Source organism: Rhodococcus sp. JS3073 (genome assembly GCF_026810085.1).
GTDB classification, from domain to species: domain Bacteria; phylum Actinomycetota; class Actinomycetes; order Mycobacteriales; family Mycobacteriaceae; genus Rhodococcus_F; species Rhodococcus_F wratislaviensis.
In genome coordinates this window covers 2,320,663-2,338,970 of the sequence record NZ_CP113951.1, presented here as the reverse complement: position 1 = coordinate 2,338,970, position 18,308 = coordinate 2,320,663, and the positions used below count along the sequence as shown (strand labels likewise).

Below are 18,308 nucleotides of genomic sequence, written 5' to 3'. Positions count from 1 at the left end.
TTCGGTCCGACGAGCCGCCTGTGACACCGCACAGTCCACCCCCGGAATCGACGAAGGGGACCTCGGTGTGCACTACCGAGGTCCCCTTCGGGCCGGACTACGTGGCGTCCGGCTGTACTGCTCTATCGCTCGTCGTACCGGCGCGGATCTTGCACGGGAATCTCTTCCGTCTTGTCCGTGGTCCAGTCGTGCTGCTCGGTGGGAGCCTCCGACTTGTCCAGGTCGACGTGCCGGCCACCGTCGCTCGGCGGGTAGTCGTCGCCGGCGGTGTGCGCGGGCTGCCTGCCCTTGCCTCCGCGCAGACCCAGGACGAGACCTGCGATCAGCGCGATGACACCGAGGATGCCGGCGATGATCGGCACGGTGCGACCGAACGTGCTGATCTTGTCCATGCCGTCCTTGGCCTGCTGGACCTGGTATTCGATGGTCTGCTCGTTGAAGGGCAGTTCCACCTTCAGGACGTCGATCTCCGGCTTGTCCTTGTTGCGGGCGTAGTACTGGTGCAGCTGCTCCTGGCCCTTGACGACGACACCGGTCTCGGGCTCGACCCACAGGTCGCGCACGTTGGTGTACCAGCGTGTCATCGTGACGGGGAGGGTGCCGCCGGGGACGCCCCACGCCTCGGCGGGCAGCGTCAGCTTGTTGGTGGGCGAGCTGACCACCTTCGACAGGTCGACCGGGTCGATCGTCTGGTTGTAGTGGTACACCTTCAGGCCGTTGATCTCCGTCTCCTCGACGAAGTTGATGTCCTGGGTGGCGCGCGCGTTCAGGTCGAAGTAGGGGTAGCTCTGCTTCTCCGAGTTGAACGGGAACTTGTACTGCAGTCCGTCGCGCGAAACTTCCTCGGCAGGCTGGTTGGGCTGCGTCTGGATGGTGCCCACCGGATCGTTGGTCGGCATCGACGTCTTGCGGTCGACGGTGTTGCGGTCGACGATCGCGGACAGCAGTCCGGTGTCGCCCTGCTTGTCGGTGCGCCGCAGCGTCTGCCCCGCCTGGAGAGTGACGACGTCCGCGTCCGCGGGGTCTTCGGTGGTGACGTAGCGCTGTGACACCAGTGGAACGTTCGTGTTGACTTCGGCCTTGCCTGCGAGAAGAGCCTGCGAGTTGAGCACGCTGCCGGAACCTTCGGCGATCGTGGTCACTTCGAGGTCCAAGGGCGTCTTCTCCAATTTGCCCACCGTGTAGGTGGGAATGAGAATAGCGACGGCCAAGAGGAAGGCACCGAGGCCCACCAGAATGCAAGCAAGTATCCGGCTCGGCCCTGAGCGCTCCGCCATGCTTTCTCTCCTAACCCAATTCTGTCGATTGAGATTCCCCCACCGGCAGCACGGCTGCACGGATCGCATGGAGCCCACATCGACACCACGTGAGGCAAAACACTAACAGTCTCGAATGCGCATTTGCCCCATCGGATAGTAAACGCATCGGCCGTTCGCCAGCGAAGTGACTCGAACGGAGTTTTCCGTCACAGCCCCCGGACCAGGCACACTGTTGGTGATGAGCACCTCGGCCACCACCACGAGCACGACCGCACCGCCGCGCAGTTTCATTCCCGCACTCGAGGGAATGCGCGGTCTCGCGGCGCTGGGGGTGCTCGTGACGCACGTCGCGTTCCAGACCGGTGCGACGCACGTGCCCATTCTCGGGCGCATCTGGGGACGATTCGATCTGGCGGTGGCGGTCTTCTTCGCGCTGTCCGGATTCCTGTTGTGGCGCAGCCATGCCGGGGCGGCGCGGGGGATGGGCCCCGCCCAGGGAATCGTCCGGTACTGGATCTCGCGGGCGACGCGCATCCTGCCCGCGTACTGGGTCGCCGTGGCGGTGGTGTTGACGTTCCTGCCCACCGCGAACGCGAGTTACCGCACGTGGTGGGCGAATCTCGGTCTCGTGCAGGTGTTCGTGCCCCTCACGCTCACCGACGGTCTGACCCAGATGTGGAGCCTGTCCGTGGAGGTGGCCTTCTACCTGGTGCTTCCGTTGCTGGCGTTCGCGCTGGTCCGGTTGCGGGGTCCGGCTGCGCGGCTGCGGGTTCCGGCGATTCTCGCGTTGATCGCGGTGAGTCTGACGTGGGCATTCGTCCCGGTGTCGACGCCGGGTGGCATTCATCACGACAACTGGCTGCCCGGGTACCTGCCCTGGTTCGGAGCCGGGATGTTGCTCGCCGAACTGGCGGTGAGTCCGCCCGGCCGGATGCACCGCTGGGCGCATCATCGCGTCCGGATGTTTCTCGTCGCCGCAGTGGCATTCACGCTCACCGCGACCGACCTCGCCGGCCCGGAGGGGCTGGTGCGTCCCGAACCGTGGCAGTACGCCGTCAAGATGGCGCTCGGCGCCGTCATCAGCTTCGCGCTGATGGCCCCGCTGGTGCTGTCCGACACGTCCACCCACCGCTACCTCGCGAGTCCGCTCGCTCTCGCCGTGGGCCGCTGGTCGTACGGCATCTTCATCTGGCACCTCGCGGTGCTGTCGATCGTCTTTCCGGTGTTCGGGCTCGTTCCGTTCACCGGCCACTTCGTCTACATCCTCTTCCTGACGACGGTGATGAGCGTCGCGGTCGCGTCGGCCAGCTACGCGTTGGTGGAGGAACCCGCTCGTCGCGCCGTCAAGTGCTGGGAGGCGCGCGCCAGGAGCGCCGACCGTCCGAGTGGCAGCACGGCCAGCCCGGTGGCGACGAGCGCCAGCAGCAGCGGGAACTGAACGAGGAACGAGTGCCCCACGTACCCGCCGGGCGCGCGCCACGGGCCGGTGGAGAGCATCGCCATGCCGAGCATCGTCGCCGCTCCGGCGACACCCACCAGCACGCGCGCGGCGGTGGCGGTTCCGCGTAGCCGGACGAGGGTCACTGCCAGCAGCGTCACCACGACCGTCGTCGCCGCGCCGACGGGACCGCCGATCACGGTGGCGGCAGCGAGGATTCCCAGCCACCCGACCGTCGCGCTGCCCCAGGTCCGGGGTGCCGGGCCGGGATCGCGCTCGCGTCCGCGGCGCGGCCACAATGCGGCGGCGATCAGCGGAATCAGCAGCAGCAGACCGCCGAAGATCCCCAGGCGGTACCAGTGGTCGGTGGGGAAGTCGAGGGTCACCGTCCCCTCGGTTCCCGCGGGCAGGATCCACCCCTGCTGCCAGCCGTCCACGACGATCGGAGTCAGCTCGCTGCCGTCCGGTGCCGTGGCCACCCAGCCGACGTTGGTGCTCTCGGGGACGACGACGACCCGCTCCGTGTCCGAGCGCGGCACCGTGAGTTCCCGATGGTTCTCCGTCCACGCGGTGGTCGACACCTGCTCCGTCGGAACGGCCTGGGCCTGCGGTCCGGCGTCGAGGCGGAGACTGTCGACGAAGAACGCCGACCCCGGGTCGACGGTCACGTCCTGGGATCCGGCTCCCAGCGGAACGGGGCCGGCCGTGTCGCAGAGGGTCGCGGGAACCGGGCCACCGGAGAGTACTTGCCCGACGGTTGCCGTGACGCTCGTGCGCACCGGCTGCCCGCCGATCGACACGACCGGTCCCTCCTCGCAGGGCACCGTCACGTCGCGGGCGCCGGCGTCTTCGGCCGGACCCGACCCGGGCAGCAGGACACCGTCCTCGCCCAGCACCCCGACCTCGGCGAGGCCCGCGGGCTGCAGTTGCGCGAATCCCAGCGCGTTCTGATCGAGGGTGCTCTTCCAGGACACGAGGCTGAGTACGATCCGGTCGGTCACCCGGGGTTCGACCGTGACGGTCCCGTCGTCCTCGTCGACGTCGCGCACCTGCGGTCCGTTCCCGAGGTCGACGGCGACGCGGTCGGGGGCGGCGGGCACGGCACCCAGGCTGGGTGTCAGTTGCAGGCCGGTGACCAGCGTGGGTTCGGGAAGGTCGATCGTGAGGGTCGGTTTCGCGCCCTTGCCGCCGGTGGTGTCCTGCTTCGCCGACCAACTGGTGCGCGGATCGTTGTCGGTGGCGGCGAACGCCGACCCGCGAAGGTCGGTGATGTTGCTGGTCCCGTGGGCGGACGGCCGATCCCTTTGCGTGAGAAGCTCTTCCAGTGGTGCGCCGTGCCGTGCCCGCAGCACGAGTTGCGGCGTGACCGCGGTGGGTTCGGGCACCGACAACGTTCGCTCGAACGTGCCGACCTCCTCGGGCGGCAGGATGAAGGCGTTGCTGCACCGCACCCGGTCCGGGGACTCGGCGCACGAGTTGCGGCCGGGGAGTTCCTGGCTGAGATCCCAGCCCGAGACGGATGCGCCCTCGGGGGTGGGAGGCAACACCGTGCGGTACCGGATCGGCACGGTGACCGGGGCGTCACGCTGGGAGAAGTCCTCGACCGACACCTCGCTGATGCCGAACTGTGTTCCCGCGGAACCGTTCTCGGTTCGAGTAGCGGTGATCCGCACCCACGGGGTGACGCCGCCGGGTACGGACACGGCGATCGGTTTGCCCGGGGCGTCCACCTTCACGGCGGTGCTGCCGTTGGGCGTCGACACCTCCATCCAGCGGACGGGGGCGCCGATCGCGGCCGGGCTCGTCGTGATGTGCAGCAGTGAGCTGGTGAGCGGGGTGTCGAAGTCGATCTGGAGCCACTGGCCCAGCGCCCGCTCGATGCCGTTGCTGAACCAGCCCGTCGCCGGGTCGCCGTCGACGGTCGCGGCGGCGCTGCTGGCGGGGGAGGTGCCGCCGAGTTGCGTGGCGTCGGAGGCCGCACTCGACACGCTCAGCGTCGCGCCCTCCCACCGCCCCTCCACCAGCGGGGTGTCCGCCACCGGATAGTCGGGGACGAGGTTGAACGTGCGGCGCGCGTCGTCCGGGGTGCGCAGCGCCGAACTGTGATTGTCGACCTGGCCGTAGTCGGTTTCCCGGTTCCGGGGCGTGTCCGTGACGGTGACGTCGTCGACCGGCAGTCCGGCGCGCTTCGCGTCCGCGGCCAGCAACACCGGTCCGGCTCCGGGCAGGGCGCCGTTCTCCCGCAGGCGTTGCAGCGATTCCGGCCCGCCCTGCACCCGGGGGATGCCGTCGAGGGTCGCGGTGTACGGCCCGCTCGTCGTCGGCGAACCGTCCGGCATCGACACCTCGAAGATCTCGATCGCCGGGTACCGGGGCCGCAGGTCGCTGTCGATCACCAGGCCCTCGACGTCTCCGGGACCGATGTCCTCGCCGAACTCCGCGACCTGCGTGAATCCGGGCGAGCCGGTGACCGCCTGGTGCGCGAGCAGCGGGCGCGTCGACCGCGACGTCTCGGGGTCGAGGTCGTTGCGGAGCACGAGATAGTGGATGCCCTGCCCGAGCAGGGTCTGCGCCATGCCGTCCGAGGGGCGGCCGTCCGTGATGAGCCGCTGGATCGAGTCCATGGCCCGGATCGTGCCGGGCGGTGTCAGCGGGACGGCGTCGCGGGACGCCCACGGCGTGGACGCCAGCGCCTGCATCGGCTCGTCGCGGGTCAGACCCCAGAGCTGGCTGCCGAACGGTGCGCCGGGCACCACGAGCGCTCGCTCCGCGTCGGAACCGTCGGGGCTGGCGCCCCCGGCGTTGTCCTGCAGCCACGAGGCGGCCTGCTGCCAGTAGTCGGGGACCTCGGAGTACGTGCCCCGCGGTGCCAGCTTGCCCGTCCACGCCAGCGACGTCGCCAGGGTGAGGGCGACCAGCACCAGGCTGGTCACCGCGACCATCGGTTCGCGCTCGGGGTGCGCGAACGCGCTGCGCCACCGGGCGACCGGCACGGAACCGGGCAGCGGCACCTTCGCCAGCAGGTGCGCCAGCCCGAGCACGAGGGGCAGTCGAACGAGCGGCTCGAGTTTGTGCACGTTCCGGAGGGGTGCCCCGGTGGAGTCGAGGAACAGTCGCACCTGCTCGGCGAACGGGGAGCCCAATTCCCCGATGTACCCGGCCGCGAGTCCGGCGACGCCGACGAACAGGATCAGAGTGAGGCGCCCGCGGGCCGGCATCGACCGCATGCACAGTCCGGCGAGACCGGCGGCGGCGATCAGGCCGGTCGCCGCAACCGCGGCGGGCTGGGTGACGAGGACCGCGCCTGCGATGCGCTCGGGGGAGACGAACGGCGTCCAGCTGTCGGTGCCGCGGAGGATCTCGGCGAGGGACGTCCATTGCGTGGTCACCCCGGACGATTCGATGTAGTCGAGGAACGGCGGGCTCACCTTGCCGAGCAGCAGCAACGGCACGATCCACCACAACGTGGCCAGCGTCAGGAACGGGAACCACCACGCGGTGAACACCCACCACCGACGGTTCGGCCGGTGCGCGATCCACCACAGGCCTGCGACGAGGCACGCGGCTACGGTCGCGACGGCGTTGACCGCACCCATCAACGCGACGGCCAGCGCCGACTGGGCCGCCAACCGTGCAGGTGAGTGCCACCGTGTGTCCCGGGACGCCTTGCCACTCACGTGGGAGAGGGCGACGACCACGGGCAGAAGGACCCACGGCGCCAGCATCATCGGGAGGGTTTCCGACGAGATCGAACCCAGGGTGGTGAGGACACGGGGGGAGAACGCGAACGCGACACCGGCGATGATCCGGGACGAGCGGCTGCCGACGCCGAGTGCTTCGGCGAGACGGACGACGCCCCAGAAACCGGCGACGAGGAGCAGGGCCCACCAGACCCTTTGGGTGATCCATGGCGGGACGCTCAGGACGTCGCCGAGCGCGAAGAACGCGCCGTGCGGGAAGAAGTAACCGTAGGCCTGGTTCTGCACCTGGCCCATGGGGGCCTGGCTGCTCCACTGATGCGCGGCCCGTTCCAGGAATCCGATCGGATTCTGGGACAGGTCGTACTTGGTGTCAGCGGCGAGCCGGCCGGGGGTTTGGAGGAACGCGAGAAGAAACGCTACGACAGAGGCGCCGAACAGCCACCGCCGTGACAGAGGCTCCGCCGAGGGCGCCATGGACGACATGGCCGCCGACTCGGGGGAAGTGCGGGAACTTGTTGAGCCGGCGCTCTCAGCGGCTGCCGTACTCAACCTGGTTCAGGAGCGAGGAATCCGCGTTGCCGCTGCGGTCGATCTCGGGACGCGTGTTGTCCTGTGCGGCTGCGGTGATGCCGAGCGTCGCCACGGTGCCGAGAGCGACACCGACCACGGCGCTGACCACACCGGGCACAAGGAACTTCCCCATCAGACATCTCCCACCGTCGTGCCATCGACGCACACGGCTACTCCCGCGTACGAATTGCTCGGGTCAAGGTATCACCCGCGGGCCGCCGAACTGCTGATTGGTGCTCGCGGGCCACTGTTTCTGCAGTTCACGGGCTTTGCTGCACCCCGAGCGCCCGGAGTAGCGTGCGCAGTTTGGTGGTCGTCTCGTCGAGTTCGGACTCCGGGTCGGACTCGGCGACGATGCCCCCGCCCGCCGTCGCCAGTGCCTCGAGTCCGTCCGCGGCGATCTCGGCGCAGCGGATGGCCACCACCCAGTCGCCGTCGCCGTCCCCGTCGCACCATCCGACGGCGCCGCCGTAGAACCGCCGATCCTCCTCGACGTCCCGGATGGTCGCGAGGGCGAGGTCGGTGGGGGTGCCGCACACGGCGGGGGTCGGGTGCAACAGGGCGGCCAGGCTCAAAGCACTGGTCGACGGGTCGCGCAGCACTCCTTCGATGGGGGTCGCGAGATGCCACACCTCGTGCGTGCTGGTCAGGACCGGGGAATCCGGGACGGTCAGCTCGGTGCAGAGCGGCGCCAGGACCTCCCTGATCCAGGCCGTGACGAACGCGTGCTCGGCCAGGTTCTTCGTCGACTCCAGGAGGCCGCGACCTTCCTTCTCGTCGGCCTCCGGATCGGCGCGACGCGGGGCTGTTCCGGCGAGGGGACGGCAGGTGACGCGTCGCCCGCGTCGGCTGAGCAGCACTTCGGGGCTGGCGCCGACGAGGCTGCGTCCGCGGAAGCTCTCGCCGGCCGCGGAGAGGTCGACGGCGAACCCGTTGGCGGTGGGATTCTGGTGAATCATTCTCGCGGCCAATGCTTCTGCCGAGATGGGATTGTCCGCGCGGAGGGTGACGCTGCGGGCGGCCACCACCTTGCCGAGCGTTCCCTCGCGCAGCCGGTCGACGAGGGACCGCACCCGGGCCACGTGCTCGGCGGGGTCGGGGATTTCCCGCGTGAGGTGTACGGACGGGAGGTCGGGAACGCTGCCGGGCCGCCACGGGCCGTCCGTGAACTCCCACGACTCCGGGGCGGTCAGCGCGGCGGGACGTTCGGGATCGAACGGCAGCGCTCCGACGATCAGTTCGGTGCCACCGTTCGCGAGGGCCGTGACAGCGGCTGACGCGGTGTCGTACCCGTGCCGCACACCGGACGTACGCAGCGTCCGGTCGGCGCGGGAGAGAAGGAAGCCGTCCATGGTCACCCGACAGTAGTCGGGCGTCCGGACTACTTCCCGGGAGGCACGATCAGCACCGGGCGGTGGCTGTGGCGCAACACGTGGTCGGCGACGCTGCTCTGCAGCAACGACCGCAGACCGGTGGTGCCGCGGGTTCCGGTGACGATGATGTCGACCGCGAGTTCGTCGGACGTCTCCACGATGGCCGTCCAGATCGTGCTGGTGCACTCGATGCAGCGACCCTCGGTGGCGAGCCCAGCGGCCTCGGCGAGTTGGACGCCCTCTTCGTTGGTGACCTTGGCGTCGGAGAATGCGACGTCCTCGGTCTCCTCGTCGGGCACCCACTCGGGTTGCATCACACCGGACAGGCCCGACATCCGCGCGGCCTGACGGACCATCGGCTCCCACACCGTCACCAGCACAGCGCGATTGGAGGCGAGGAAACGACCTGCGCACTCCACCGCACGCTTGGCGTTGTCGGATCCGTCGTAGGCGATCAACATCAAACCACCGGGCACTACGACCTCCTGAGTACGGGTTTCCTCTGTGTCCAGATTACCAAGACGGGCGGCAGCGGTCGCCGATTCGGGGCCTGCCACGGGGGCGCCGGTGGCGAACTGGGCTACCGTCGAACCCATGCGGATCAAGTATGCACTCGCGCTCGCTGCCTGTACCGGCCTCGTCGCCGGGTGTTCGTCGGGTGGTGGCGAGACGGTCGCGGAATCGTCGTCGGCGACAGCGACGCCGTCGCCGTCCTCGGTCGAGCCGGCGTCGCACACCGGCACCGCAGCGCCCGCGGCCGCACCGGCGTCGTGCGAGACGGAGTTCCTGCAGTCGTTGCCGTTGCGGCGCAAGCTCGCTCAGCTGCTGAACGTGGGAGTGACCGGCACCGCGGATGCGGCTCAGGTGGTCCGCGACGAGCAGATCGGCGGCATCTTCGTCGGGAGCTGGACCGACGAGGCCATGCTCGCGAACCGTGAGATTCCCCAGGTGGCGTCGGCGTCGTCGCTGCCCCTGATGGTGACGATCGACGAGGAGGGTGGGCGCGTGTCGCGTGTCGAGAACCTGCTCGGAGCCGATCCGTCCGCCCGGCAGACCGCGGCCACGATGACGGAGGAGCAGACGTATCAGATGGCGCTCGAGCGCGGTCGCGGACTGAAGGACCTCGGTGTCACCGTGAACTTCGCCCCCGACGTGGACGTGAGCAGCCAGCCCGACGACAGCGTCATCGGCGACCGCTCCTACTCCGACGATCCCGCCGTCGTCACCCGCTACGCCGACGCCTACGCGCGCGGGATGCGGGACGCGGGAATCCTGCCCGTCATCAAGCACTTCCCCGGCCACGGATCGGCGTCCGGCGACTCGCACACCGGGGCCGTCACCACCCCGCCGCTCGAGCAGTTGCAGACGAAGGACCTCGTCCCGTTCCGGAACCTGGTGTCCACCGGTGTCGGCGTCATGCTCGGCCACCTCGAGGTGCCGGGTCTGACCGCACCCGGGATCCCCGCCAGCATCAGCCCCGACGCCGTGGCGCTGCTGCGCGGCGGCACCGGATACGGCGCTCCGCCGTTCACCGGCCCGATCTTCACCGACGACCTCAGCGGCATGCAGGCGATCACCGACCGCTACGACATCACGGTCGCCGTCGAGACCGCGCTGGAATCCGGTGTCGACGTCGCCCTGTGGCTCACCACCGACGACGTCCCGCGGGTCCTCGATCACCTCGAAAGCGTTGTGGCCTCGGGCAAGCTGCCGCAGCAGCGTGTCGACGAGGCGGTGCTGACCGTCGCACGAGCCAAGGGCGTGCTGGCCTGCTAGTGCGCGGTCCGCGACAGCGTGCTGGTATTCTTCTCGTCCGCCGGTCGGGCCCGCTTTATTACCGTAGAGTAAGATAGCGGGTTCGACGATGATGGAGGACGAATGGCCGGCGGCACCAAGCGACTGCCGCGCGCAGTGCGCGAGCAGCAGATGCTCGACGCTGCTGTCGACGTCTTCTCCGACAGAGGTTTTCACGAGACGTCCATGGACGCGATCGCGGCCAAGGCGGAAATCTCCAAGCCGATGCTGTACCTGTACTACGGCTCCAAGGACGAACTGTTCGCGGCATGCATCCAGCGGGAAGGTCTGCGCTTCGTCGAGGCGCTCGCTCCGGCGGGCGACCCGGGGCTGAGCCCGCGCGAACAGCTGCGCCGGGCCCTCGAGGGGTTTCTCGGGTTCGTGGGCAAGCACCGCAAGTCGTGGATGGTGCTGTATCGCCAGGCGATGGGGCAGCAGGCGTTCGTGGGGTCGGTGCAATCGAGCCGCGACCGGCTGGTCGAGCTGACCGCGCACCTGCTCGAGTCCAGCACCAAGGATCCGGAGCCGGGGCAGGATTTCGAACTGATCGCCATCGCCCTGGTCGGTGCGGGTGAGGCCGTGGCCGACCGCGTCGCCGGCGGCGAGATCGAGGTCGACGCCGCCGCCGATCTGCTGGAATCCCTGGCGTGGCGCGGTCTCGCGGGTAAGAAGAAGCCGGAGTGAACGGGACGTTCGTTCGATCAGATCGAACGAACGTCCCGTTCGTCCCCGTCAGCGCAGCGTCGCGGTGAGGTGCGGGTACCCCTTCTTCGGGTGCTTGATCGACAGATCCCAGCCGTCGCCGGTCTGATCGGCGTACACGTTCAGCGTGGACGGCAGCAGGATCGGCTTGCCGAAGCGCACGCTGTACGTGACGGCGTCCGGGATCCGGCCCTCGACCGTCCCGAGGACGGCGGCCGCACTCCACATGCCGTGCGCAATGGTCCTGGGGAATCCGAAAGCCTTGGCGCCCAACGTCGACACGTGAATCGGGTTCCGGTCACCGGAGACCGCGGCGTACTTGCCGATCGTCTTCTGATTGACCCGCAGTGTCCGCAGCGGACGCGGCGGCTCCTCCTCGGCCTTGGGCTCGGGGCCCGGCTGACCGGACAGCGACGTCTTCTGCTGACGCAGGAATGTCGACGTCTGCTTCCACACCAATTCGCGTCCGACCCTGATCTCGCTGATCACGTCGATCAGGAGTCCCTTGCGGTGCTCGCGCAGATTCTCCGCGTGCACCGACACGTCCAGGGGCTCGATCACCGAGATGGGACGGAACTGCTCGATGACGTTCTCCGCGTGCACGGAACCGATGGCGGGGAAGGGGAAACCGTCGGACACCATCAGCTTCATCACGACCGGGAACACCAGCGTGAACGGGTACGTGAGCGGCAGGTGGTCGCCGAACCGCAGCCCGGTCACCCGGTCGTACGCCGCCAGGTTGTCGGGGTCCACCCGCACCCCGTTCAGGACCAGCGTCGTGTCCGGGGCGCTGTGCCCGCTCGCGCCGATGACCGGCAGCGCGCTGCGCACGGCACGGGTGTAGATGTCGAGCGTGCCCGGCTTCTCCGTGAGTTGCACGACCTTCCCGGACATCAGGCGCCCAGCAGGCTCTGGCCGCAGACACGGACGATCTGCCCGGTGACGGCGTTGGACGCGGGGCTCGCGAAGTAGGCGACGGTCTCGGCGACGTCGACGGTCTCGCCGCCCTGCAGCAGGGAGCTCATGCGACGTCCGGCCTCGCGGGTGGCGAAGGGGATCGCCGCGGTCATCGCCGTCTCGATGAAGCCCGGTGCGACGGCGTTGATCGTGATCTTCTTCGTCGCGAGCACCGGTGCGGAGGCCTGCACGAGCCCGATGACACCGGCCTTGGAGGTGCCGTAGTTGGTCTGGCCCCGGTTGCCCGCGATGCCGGCGATGGAGGAGACGTCGATGACGCGGCCGCCTTCCTTCAGGGCGCCCTTCGCGACGAGGACATCGGTGATGCGCTGCGGCGCAAGAAGGTTGACGCCGATCACCATGTTCCAGCGGCCCTCGTCCATGTTGGCGAGGGTCTTGTCGCGGGTGATGCCTGCGTTGTGGACGATGATGTCCGCGCCGCCGTGCCGTTCGAGGACGAACTCGGCGAGCTTGTCGGCCGCGTCGTCCGCGGTCACGTCCAGGGCGAGGGACGTGCCACCGACCTTGTTGGCCGTCTCCGACAGCGCCTCACCGGCGGCCGGAATGTCGGCGCAGATGACGTGCGCGCCGTCGCGGGAGAGGACCTCGGCGATGGTCGCGCCGATGCCGCGGGCCGCACCGGTGACGATGGCGACCTTCCCGTCGAGCGGCTTGTCCCAGTCGGCGGGTGCGACGGAATCCTCGGCGCCGACACGGATGACCTGGCCGCTGACGAACGCGGACTTGGCCGACAGCAGGAAGCGCAGCGTGGATTCGAGACCCGACAGGCCGGCGGACGCCTTCGGCGAGACGTAGACGAGCTGAGCCGTGGCGCCGCGCTTGACCTCCTTGCCGACGCTGCGGGTGAAGCCCTCGAGCGCGCGCTGGGCGATGTGCTCGTCGACGCCGGACGTCTCTTCGGGGGTGGTGCCGATGACGACGACCCGCGCGGACGGCGCGAGGTTGCGGACGACCGGCTGGAAGAACTCGAACAGCTGCTCGAGCTCGGTGACCGAACCGATGCCTGTGGCGTCGAACACCAATGCGCCGTAGCTGTCGTCACCCGCTCCCGCAGCGGGGTAGTCGGACAGCAGTTCGCGCAACGGCTCGACGAGACGGCCCTTGCCGCCGATCAGGACCGGACCGGCGAGCGGCGGTTCGCCGTGCTTGTATCGCCGCAGGTTCTCGGGTCGCGGCAGTCCTGCTTTCGCGGCGATGAACGCGCCGGGTGCGGATGAGAGGAACTGGGAATAGAGGTCGGGAGCTCCCTTGCTGGCTGCCACGGTCCTACCTTCTGTCGTCGTTTGGCGGTCAGTCACCGAGCACCGGGTGAAGTGCGGTGTCGACAAGTAACTTACTCCTGAGTAAGAATAGTAGCCAACAGGTAATCGCACCAGATCCTTGGAGACGTCAGTGACCAGCAAAGCTCGCACCAATTCGAACTCCGCAGCGGCGCCGAAGCCACGCGGAAAGCAGCAGCGTCCCGTCGCGATCGTCGGCGGAAACCGCATTCCGTTCGCCCGCTCCGACCGGAAGTACGCGCAGGCGTCCAACCAGGACATGTTCACCGCCACCCTCGACGGACTGGTGAGCCGCTTCAACCTCCAGGGCGAGAAGCTGGGCCTCGTCGCAGGCGGCGCCGTGCTCAAGCACAGCCGCGACTTCAACCTGATGCGCGAATGCGTCCTCGGCAGCGCCCTGAGCCCGTACACCCCGGCGTTCGACCTGCAGCAGGCGTGCGGCACCGGACTGCAGTCGATCGTCGCCGTCGGTGACGCGATCGCGGCCGGCCGCATCGACGCGGGCGTCGGCGGCGGCGTCGACACCACGTCGGACGCGCCGATCGGCGTCAACGACGAACTCCGCGAGTTCCTGCTGTCGCTGAACCGCGCGAAGAGCACCGGCGACCGCATCAAGCTCCTCGGCAACGTCCGCCCGTCCATGCTCGGCATCGAGATCCCCCGCAACGGCGAGCCCCGCACCGGGCTGTCCATGGGCGAGCACGCCGCCATCACGGCAAAGGAATTCGGCGTCCGCCGCGAGGACCAGGACGAACTGGCCGCTGCCAGCCACCAGAACATGGCCGCCGCCTACGACCGCGGATTCTTCGACGACCTGGTGACGCCGTTCCTCGGGCTCACCCGCGACGACAACCTGCGGCCCGACTCCAGCGCCGAGAAGCTGGCCAAGCTCAGGCCGGTCTTCGGGGTGAAGGCGGGCGACGCCACGATGACGGCGGGTAACTCCACCCCGCTCACCGACGGCGCGTCCGCGGTCCTGCTGTCCACCGACGAATGGGCCGCCGAGCGCAAGCTTCCGGTGCTCGCGCATCTCGTCGACTCCGAGACCGCGGCCGTCGACTACATCCACGGCACGGACGGGCTCCTGATGGCTCCGACGTACGCCATCCCGCGCCTGCTGGCCCGCAATGGCCTCACCCTGCAGGATTTCGACTACTACGAGATCCACGAGGCGTTCGCGTCCGTCGTGCTGGCGACGCTGCAGGCGTTCGAATCGGACGAGTACTGCAAGGAACGCCTGGGTCTCGACGGTGCTCTGGGGTCCATCGACCGCAGCAAGCTGAACGTCAACGGGTCCTCGCTGGCGGCGGGCCACCCGTTCGCCGCGACCGGCGGCCGCATCGTCGCCTCGCTCGCCAAGATGCTGGCGGAGAAGGGCTCGGGCCGCGGCCTGATCTCGATTTGCGCCGCCGGCGGCCAGGGTGTGACGGCAATCATAGAGGCGTGATCCGACTGGCCTTTCCGGTAGCTGGGAGACCGGAAAGGCCAGCGTGCGCGCAGTGCGAGCGGGGATCCGGCAACGAGGGGTGGCCGGATCCCCGAAATCTTTTCCGACAGGTGTAACGCTGGAGATTAGCTGGCGATATCCCTGTCAGCCCCGTGTTGCTGCCTGACCCCCGACCTGGCAGCAGCGCGGGGCTCTTGCATTTCCGGCGGCCGGTACGCTGACGTGGGGGTCTCGACCGGGCCTCGCTCGGATCGGATCGCGCTTGAAATGCAACGAGCACCGACGGCAAGCTGAGGCCCGCACGAAGGACAACTCGGTGAGAGGGCCACGGTGAACGACGAAGACGGCGACAAGGGGAGCAAGGCACCCGAACGGTCGACGCCGGACCCTTCCGCGACGCCCGAGAGTGTCGAACCCGAGACCGTGGCCGATCCGCCCGCTCCGGAACCGGACGAGGTCCCGGCTCCCGACGAGGCTCCGGCTCCCGACGCTTCCGTTCCCGAGGCTCCGGCGCAACAGCCGAGTGCCGACGATGCCCCGACAACGCAGCTGAACCTCGGTGACCTGGGGGAACGCTCCGAGGAGCAGGCTCCCGACGCGCCGTTGTGGGTGGAGCCGCCGGCGAACGAGGACGTCACTCAGGTGATCCCCGCGATTCCGCCGGGTCCCGTTCCCGGGCCGACGCAGGCGTACACCCCACCGGCCGACGACCCGACCGTGGTGGCTCCGGCCGCCGCGGCGCAGGTCCCGCCGCAGCCGGCACCGGAACCTTCCCCGCCCGCCGAGCCGTCCGCAGAACAGACCGCTCCGTCGCGTGCTCCCTGGGTGAAGATCGCAGCAGTCACCGGCGGTGTGATCGCCCTGATCGGCATCGCCTACGCCGCGGACCTCGCGGTGTCTTCCGGGAAGGTCCCGCGCGGGGTGACCGTGGCCGGCGTCGACGTGGGCGGTTCGTCCCGCGAGGAGGCGGAGGCCACGTTGCAGGCGCAGGTCGGCCCACGCGTCGATCAGCCGCTGACGGTGACGGCCGGCGACGTGTCGACGCAACTCGTTCCGTCGGCCGCCGGGCTCGGTGTCGACTGGGAGGCCACGCTCGACCGGGCCCATTCGCAGCCGCTCAACCCGTTCACGAGGCTCACCTCGTTCTTCACGACCGACGAGATCGGTGTGGTGTCGACTCGCGACGAGGCCGCGCTGGCCTCCGCCGTCGACGGTCTTCGCGGTGAGACCGATCGTGCGTCCCGCGAGGGGACCGTCGTGTTCGAGGGCCCGACCCCGGTGCCGGTGGACCCGTCGACCGGGCAGAACCTGAACGGTGAGGGCGCCGAGGCGGCGTTGACCGAGGAATGGGCGTTCGGCCGGCCGGTGGAACTGCCCGTCGACGTCGTGCCCGTGACGGTGACGAAGGAAGGCGTCCAGAGGGCGCTCGACGAGGTGGCGACGCCCGCTGCCTCCGCCGATCTGGTGGTCACCGGTCGCGACGGCAAGGTCGCGACCGCGGCGCGGCAGCAGATCGGTGCGATCGTCGGCTTCGAACCGGACGGCAACGGCGGGCTGAAGCCCACCTACAACATCGAGGCTGCGACCGGCATCCTGGCGCCGCAACTCGTCTCGACGGAGATCGTGCCCAAGGACGCGACGATCACGCTCGACGGGGGATCGCCCACGGTCGTCCCCGCGGTCGTCGGCGATCTGGTGCAGTGGCCCAAGACGTTGGAGACGCTGCCCGAGTTGTTGCGCGGCAACGGTTCTCACACCACCGCCGCAGTGTACGGGCCCGTCCCGCCCGCCCTCACCACGGAGGCCGCGCAGGCGCTCGGTGTGAAGGAAGTGATCGGCGAGTTCACGACCGGCGGCTTCTCGGCGGCATCGGGTACCAACATCCGGCTCGCCGCCAGTGAGATCAACGGGGCGCTGATCAAGCCGGGCGACACGTTCTCCCTCAACGGGTACACCGGCCCGCGGGGCACGGCTCAGGGATATGTGGAGTCGGGCATCATCAACAACGGTCGCCCGGACACCGCCGTCGGCGGCGGTGTGAGCCAGGTGGCGACGACGCTGTACAACGCCGCATATTTCGCCGGCATGGAGGACGTCGCGCACACCGAGCACTCGTACTACATCTCGCGTTACCCCGAGGCGCGCGAGGCCACCGTCTTCGAAGGTGCCATCGACCTGCAGTTCCGCAACACCGCCAAGACGGGTGTGATGATCCAGGCCATCGGCGGCGCCTCGGACCTGACCATCCGGTTCTGGGGAACCAAGTCGGTCGACGTCGAGTCGATCACCGGCAACCGGACCAAGCCGACGGAGCCCGACACGGTCACCCTGCCCGCCGGCGATCACTGCATCGCCTCCAGCGGCGCACCGGGATTCACCGCCAGCGACACCCGGGTGATCTCCGACCACGCCACCGGCCAAGAAATCTCCCGGGACACCAGAACCGTCCGGTACGACCCCGTCCCGATCGTCAAGTGTGAGGCACCCGCGGCCCCACCCAAACCCGACGAGCGCACGCCCGCCGCCTCACCGGCCCCGCCCGCCCCGGCGGAAAGCCCGAAACCCACGACCCCGAAGCCGAATCCGAACGACGGCGAGTAGCCGCACTCGTTCTCGGTTCGCGCACCGCTTTTCGAGCCCGAAAAGATGAGTGCGAACCGAGAAAGGGTGCGACTACAGCGCCCGCACGGTAAGTCGCTGGGCGGAGGGGAGCGGCGCCTGCGTCACCCAGCCTCGTGGCGACGCGGCACGCGCGATCGCGCGACGGACACGCTCCGCCACCCGCTCCGGCGACTCGAGGTCGTCCCAGGTCCACCGCACCACCTGGAAACCGAGGTCGCGCAGCGCATCCTCGCGTTGCTTCTCGGCGAAGACCGCGTCGCCGGGGGATTGCCCGGGTTTCAGCAGCCGTCCGTACTTGACGCGTCCGTCGAACTCCCCGAGCACGATGCCGTCGAAGTGGAAGTCGACGCGTCCGATTCGGCGCCCGCCGGGTTCGAACACCTCGCCTTGCTGGAGCGGGACGGGGAGCCCGGCACTCGCCAACTTCACCCGGCTTCGCGATTCACCGACACTTTCGCTGTGCCCGCTCACGAAACGGACGACCCTCCGCGCCGCATCGACGCCGTGACGACGCGCAGCGCGGGCGAGTTCGGCGTCCAGGTCCTCTCGGCTGATGCCGAACCTCCGGACGGCCGCGTCACCCACCACGACGGCCTGCTCGAACGGCAGTGTTCTCGCGAGGTCGATCACGGTCCGCGCCGGGAGGGTCAGCGAATGCCCGTCCACCACTGCCACGTGCTCTCCGATGGGCGCGCAGTGAACCGTGACCCGCCGCTTGATCCGGCCACCCCCGCGTCGGTTTCTGGTGACGTGCACGCGGTCGAGGGGCTTCTTCCACAGTGGCAGCCCGTAGATGACCGCTGCGGATTGGTGACTCAGCACCGCGTCGTCCGACGCGGCGTGAACTGTCGAGTCGATCAGGAAGCGATGACGTTCCTCCTCGTCCAGCGCGGCGTACGTCGACGCGGAGAGGTACGCGCCGCGGCTGATGCGGTGCCAGTCGCCGCGCGTGTACATACGCCGGATCTCGTCGTCGCTGTAGCCGCGGTCCAACGCCTCCTGGCGCCGCAGCATCGCCCCCGGGCCATATTTCATGGGAACGATTCTCGCCGGGATGGCGTCGAGAAAAGGGGTCCGAGCGACCCGGCTGTGGATGGACCGGGTCTTGTGGACAACTCCCGCACTCTTTCTCGGCTCGCGCACT

At 69.1% G+C, this 18,308-nt stretch carries 12 protein-coding genes and 1 pseudogene; 5 read left to right on the top strand and 8 right to left on the bottom strand.

Features of this window, described 5'->3' with window-relative positions; all coding sequences use genetic code 11:
• Positions 1 to 122 precede the first annotated feature (122 nt).
• The gene (locus OYT95_RS10665) at positions 123 to 1,277 is read right to left on the bottom strand and encodes a DUF3068 domain-containing protein (protein WP_112301019.1); all 1,155 of its coding nucleotides are present in this window, start codon (positions 1,275 to 1,277) and stop codon (positions 123 to 125) included.
• Positions 1,278 to 1,497: 220 nt separating this feature from the next.
• On the opposite strand from OYT95_RS10665, the pseudogene OYT95_RS10660 reads away from it, so the two are divergent.
• Positions 1,498 to 2,496 (top strand): annotated as a pseudogene (locus OYT95_RS10660) (acyltransferase family protein); the annotation flags it as partial.
• Between the two features lie 71 nt (positions 2,497 to 2,567).
• On the opposite strand, the gene OYT95_RS44430 reads toward OYT95_RS10660, so the two are convergent.
• From OYT95_RS44430 to OYT95_RS10640, 4 genes are all read right to left on the bottom strand, one after another.
• Positions 2,568 to 6,881 (bottom strand): alpha-(1->3)-arabinofuranosyltransferase, encoded by a 4,314-nt coding sequence (locus tag OYT95_RS44430; RefSeq protein WP_328286543.1) that lies wholly within the window; start codon positions 6,879 to 6,881, stop codon positions 2,568 to 2,570.
• A gap of 46 nt (positions 6,882 to 6,927) precedes the next feature.
• Positions 6,928 to 7,101, bottom strand: coding sequence for a DUF2613 domain-containing protein (locus OYT95_RS10650; RefSeq protein ID WP_005258546.1), 174 nt, complete (start codon positions 7,099 to 7,101; stop codon positions 6,928 to 6,930).
• 127 nt (positions 7,102 to 7,228) lie between these two features.
• On the bottom strand, positions 7,229 to 8,320 hold the full coding sequence (locus OYT95_RS10645; protein ID WP_112301344.1) for an isochorismate synthase: 1,092 nt from the start codon (positions 8,318 to 8,320) through the stop codon (positions 7,229 to 7,231).
• Positions 8,321 to 8,349: 29 nt separating this feature from the next.
• Positions 8,350 to 8,817 (bottom strand): universal stress protein, encoded by a 468-nt coding sequence (locus tag OYT95_RS10640; protein ID WP_005243718.1) that lies wholly within the window; start codon positions 8,815 to 8,817, stop codon positions 8,350 to 8,352.
• 118 nt (positions 8,818 to 8,935) lie between these two features.
• Between OYT95_RS10640 and OYT95_RS10635 the strand changes: the two genes are divergently transcribed.
• Both OYT95_RS10635 and OYT95_RS10630 read left to right on the top strand, forming a co-directional pair.
• Positions 8,936 to 10,117, top strand: a complete 1,182-nt coding sequence (locus OYT95_RS10635) for a glycoside hydrolase family 3 N-terminal domain-containing protein (protein WP_112301017.1) — start codon at positions 8,936 to 8,938, stop codon at positions 10,115 to 10,117.
• Positions 10,118 to 10,219: 102 nt separating this feature from the next.
• On the top strand, positions 10,220 to 10,819 hold the full coding sequence (locus OYT95_RS10630; protein ID WP_268791426.1) for a TetR/AcrR family transcriptional regulator: 600 nt from the start codon (positions 10,220 to 10,222) through the stop codon (positions 10,817 to 10,819).
• 48 nt (positions 10,820 to 10,867) lie between these two features.
• On the opposite strand, the gene OYT95_RS10625 is transcribed toward OYT95_RS10630, so the two are convergent.
• Together OYT95_RS10625 and OYT95_RS10620 are read right to left on the bottom strand one after the other, a co-directional pair.
• A complete protein-coding gene (locus OYT95_RS10625; RefSeq protein WP_268791425.1) occupies positions 10,868 to 11,731 on the bottom strand; it encodes a MaoC/PaaZ C-terminal domain-containing protein in 864 nt (287 codons plus the stop codon).
• The gene (locus OYT95_RS10620; protein WP_112301015.1) at positions 11,731 to 13,077 is read right to left on the bottom strand and encodes a 3-oxoacyl-ACP reductase; all 1,347 of its coding nucleotides are present in this window, start codon (positions 13,075 to 13,077) and stop codon (positions 11,731 to 11,733) included. Before OYT95_RS10620 ends, OYT95_RS10625 begins: the two co-directional genes overlap by 1 nt.
• Before the next feature lie 130 nt (positions 13,078 to 13,207).
• Between OYT95_RS10620 and OYT95_RS10615 the strand changes: the two genes are divergently transcribed.
• Both OYT95_RS10615 and OYT95_RS10610 read left to right on the top strand, forming a co-directional pair.
• The gene (locus tag OYT95_RS10615) at positions 13,208 to 14,542 is read left to right on the top strand and encodes an acetyl-CoA C-acetyltransferase (RefSeq protein WP_112301014.1); all 1,335 of its coding nucleotides are present in this window, start codon (positions 13,208 to 13,210) and stop codon (positions 14,540 to 14,542) included.
• Positions 14,543 to 14,872: 330 nt separating this feature from the next.
• On the top strand, positions 14,873 to 17,143 hold the full coding sequence (locus OYT95_RS10610; protein WP_268791424.1) for a VanW family protein: 2,271 nt from the start codon (positions 14,873 to 14,875) through the stop codon (positions 17,141 to 17,143).
• Positions 17,144 to 17,215: 72 nt separating this feature from the next.
• Here OYT95_RS10610 and OYT95_RS10605 read toward each other — a convergent pair whose 3' ends face one another.
• Entirely contained in the window at positions 17,216 to 18,199 is a 984-nt protein-coding gene (locus tag OYT95_RS10605) for a type IV toxin-antitoxin system AbiEi family antitoxin domain-containing protein (RefSeq protein ID WP_268791423.1), read from the bottom strand.
• Positions 18,200 to 18,308 lie beyond the last annotated feature (109 nt).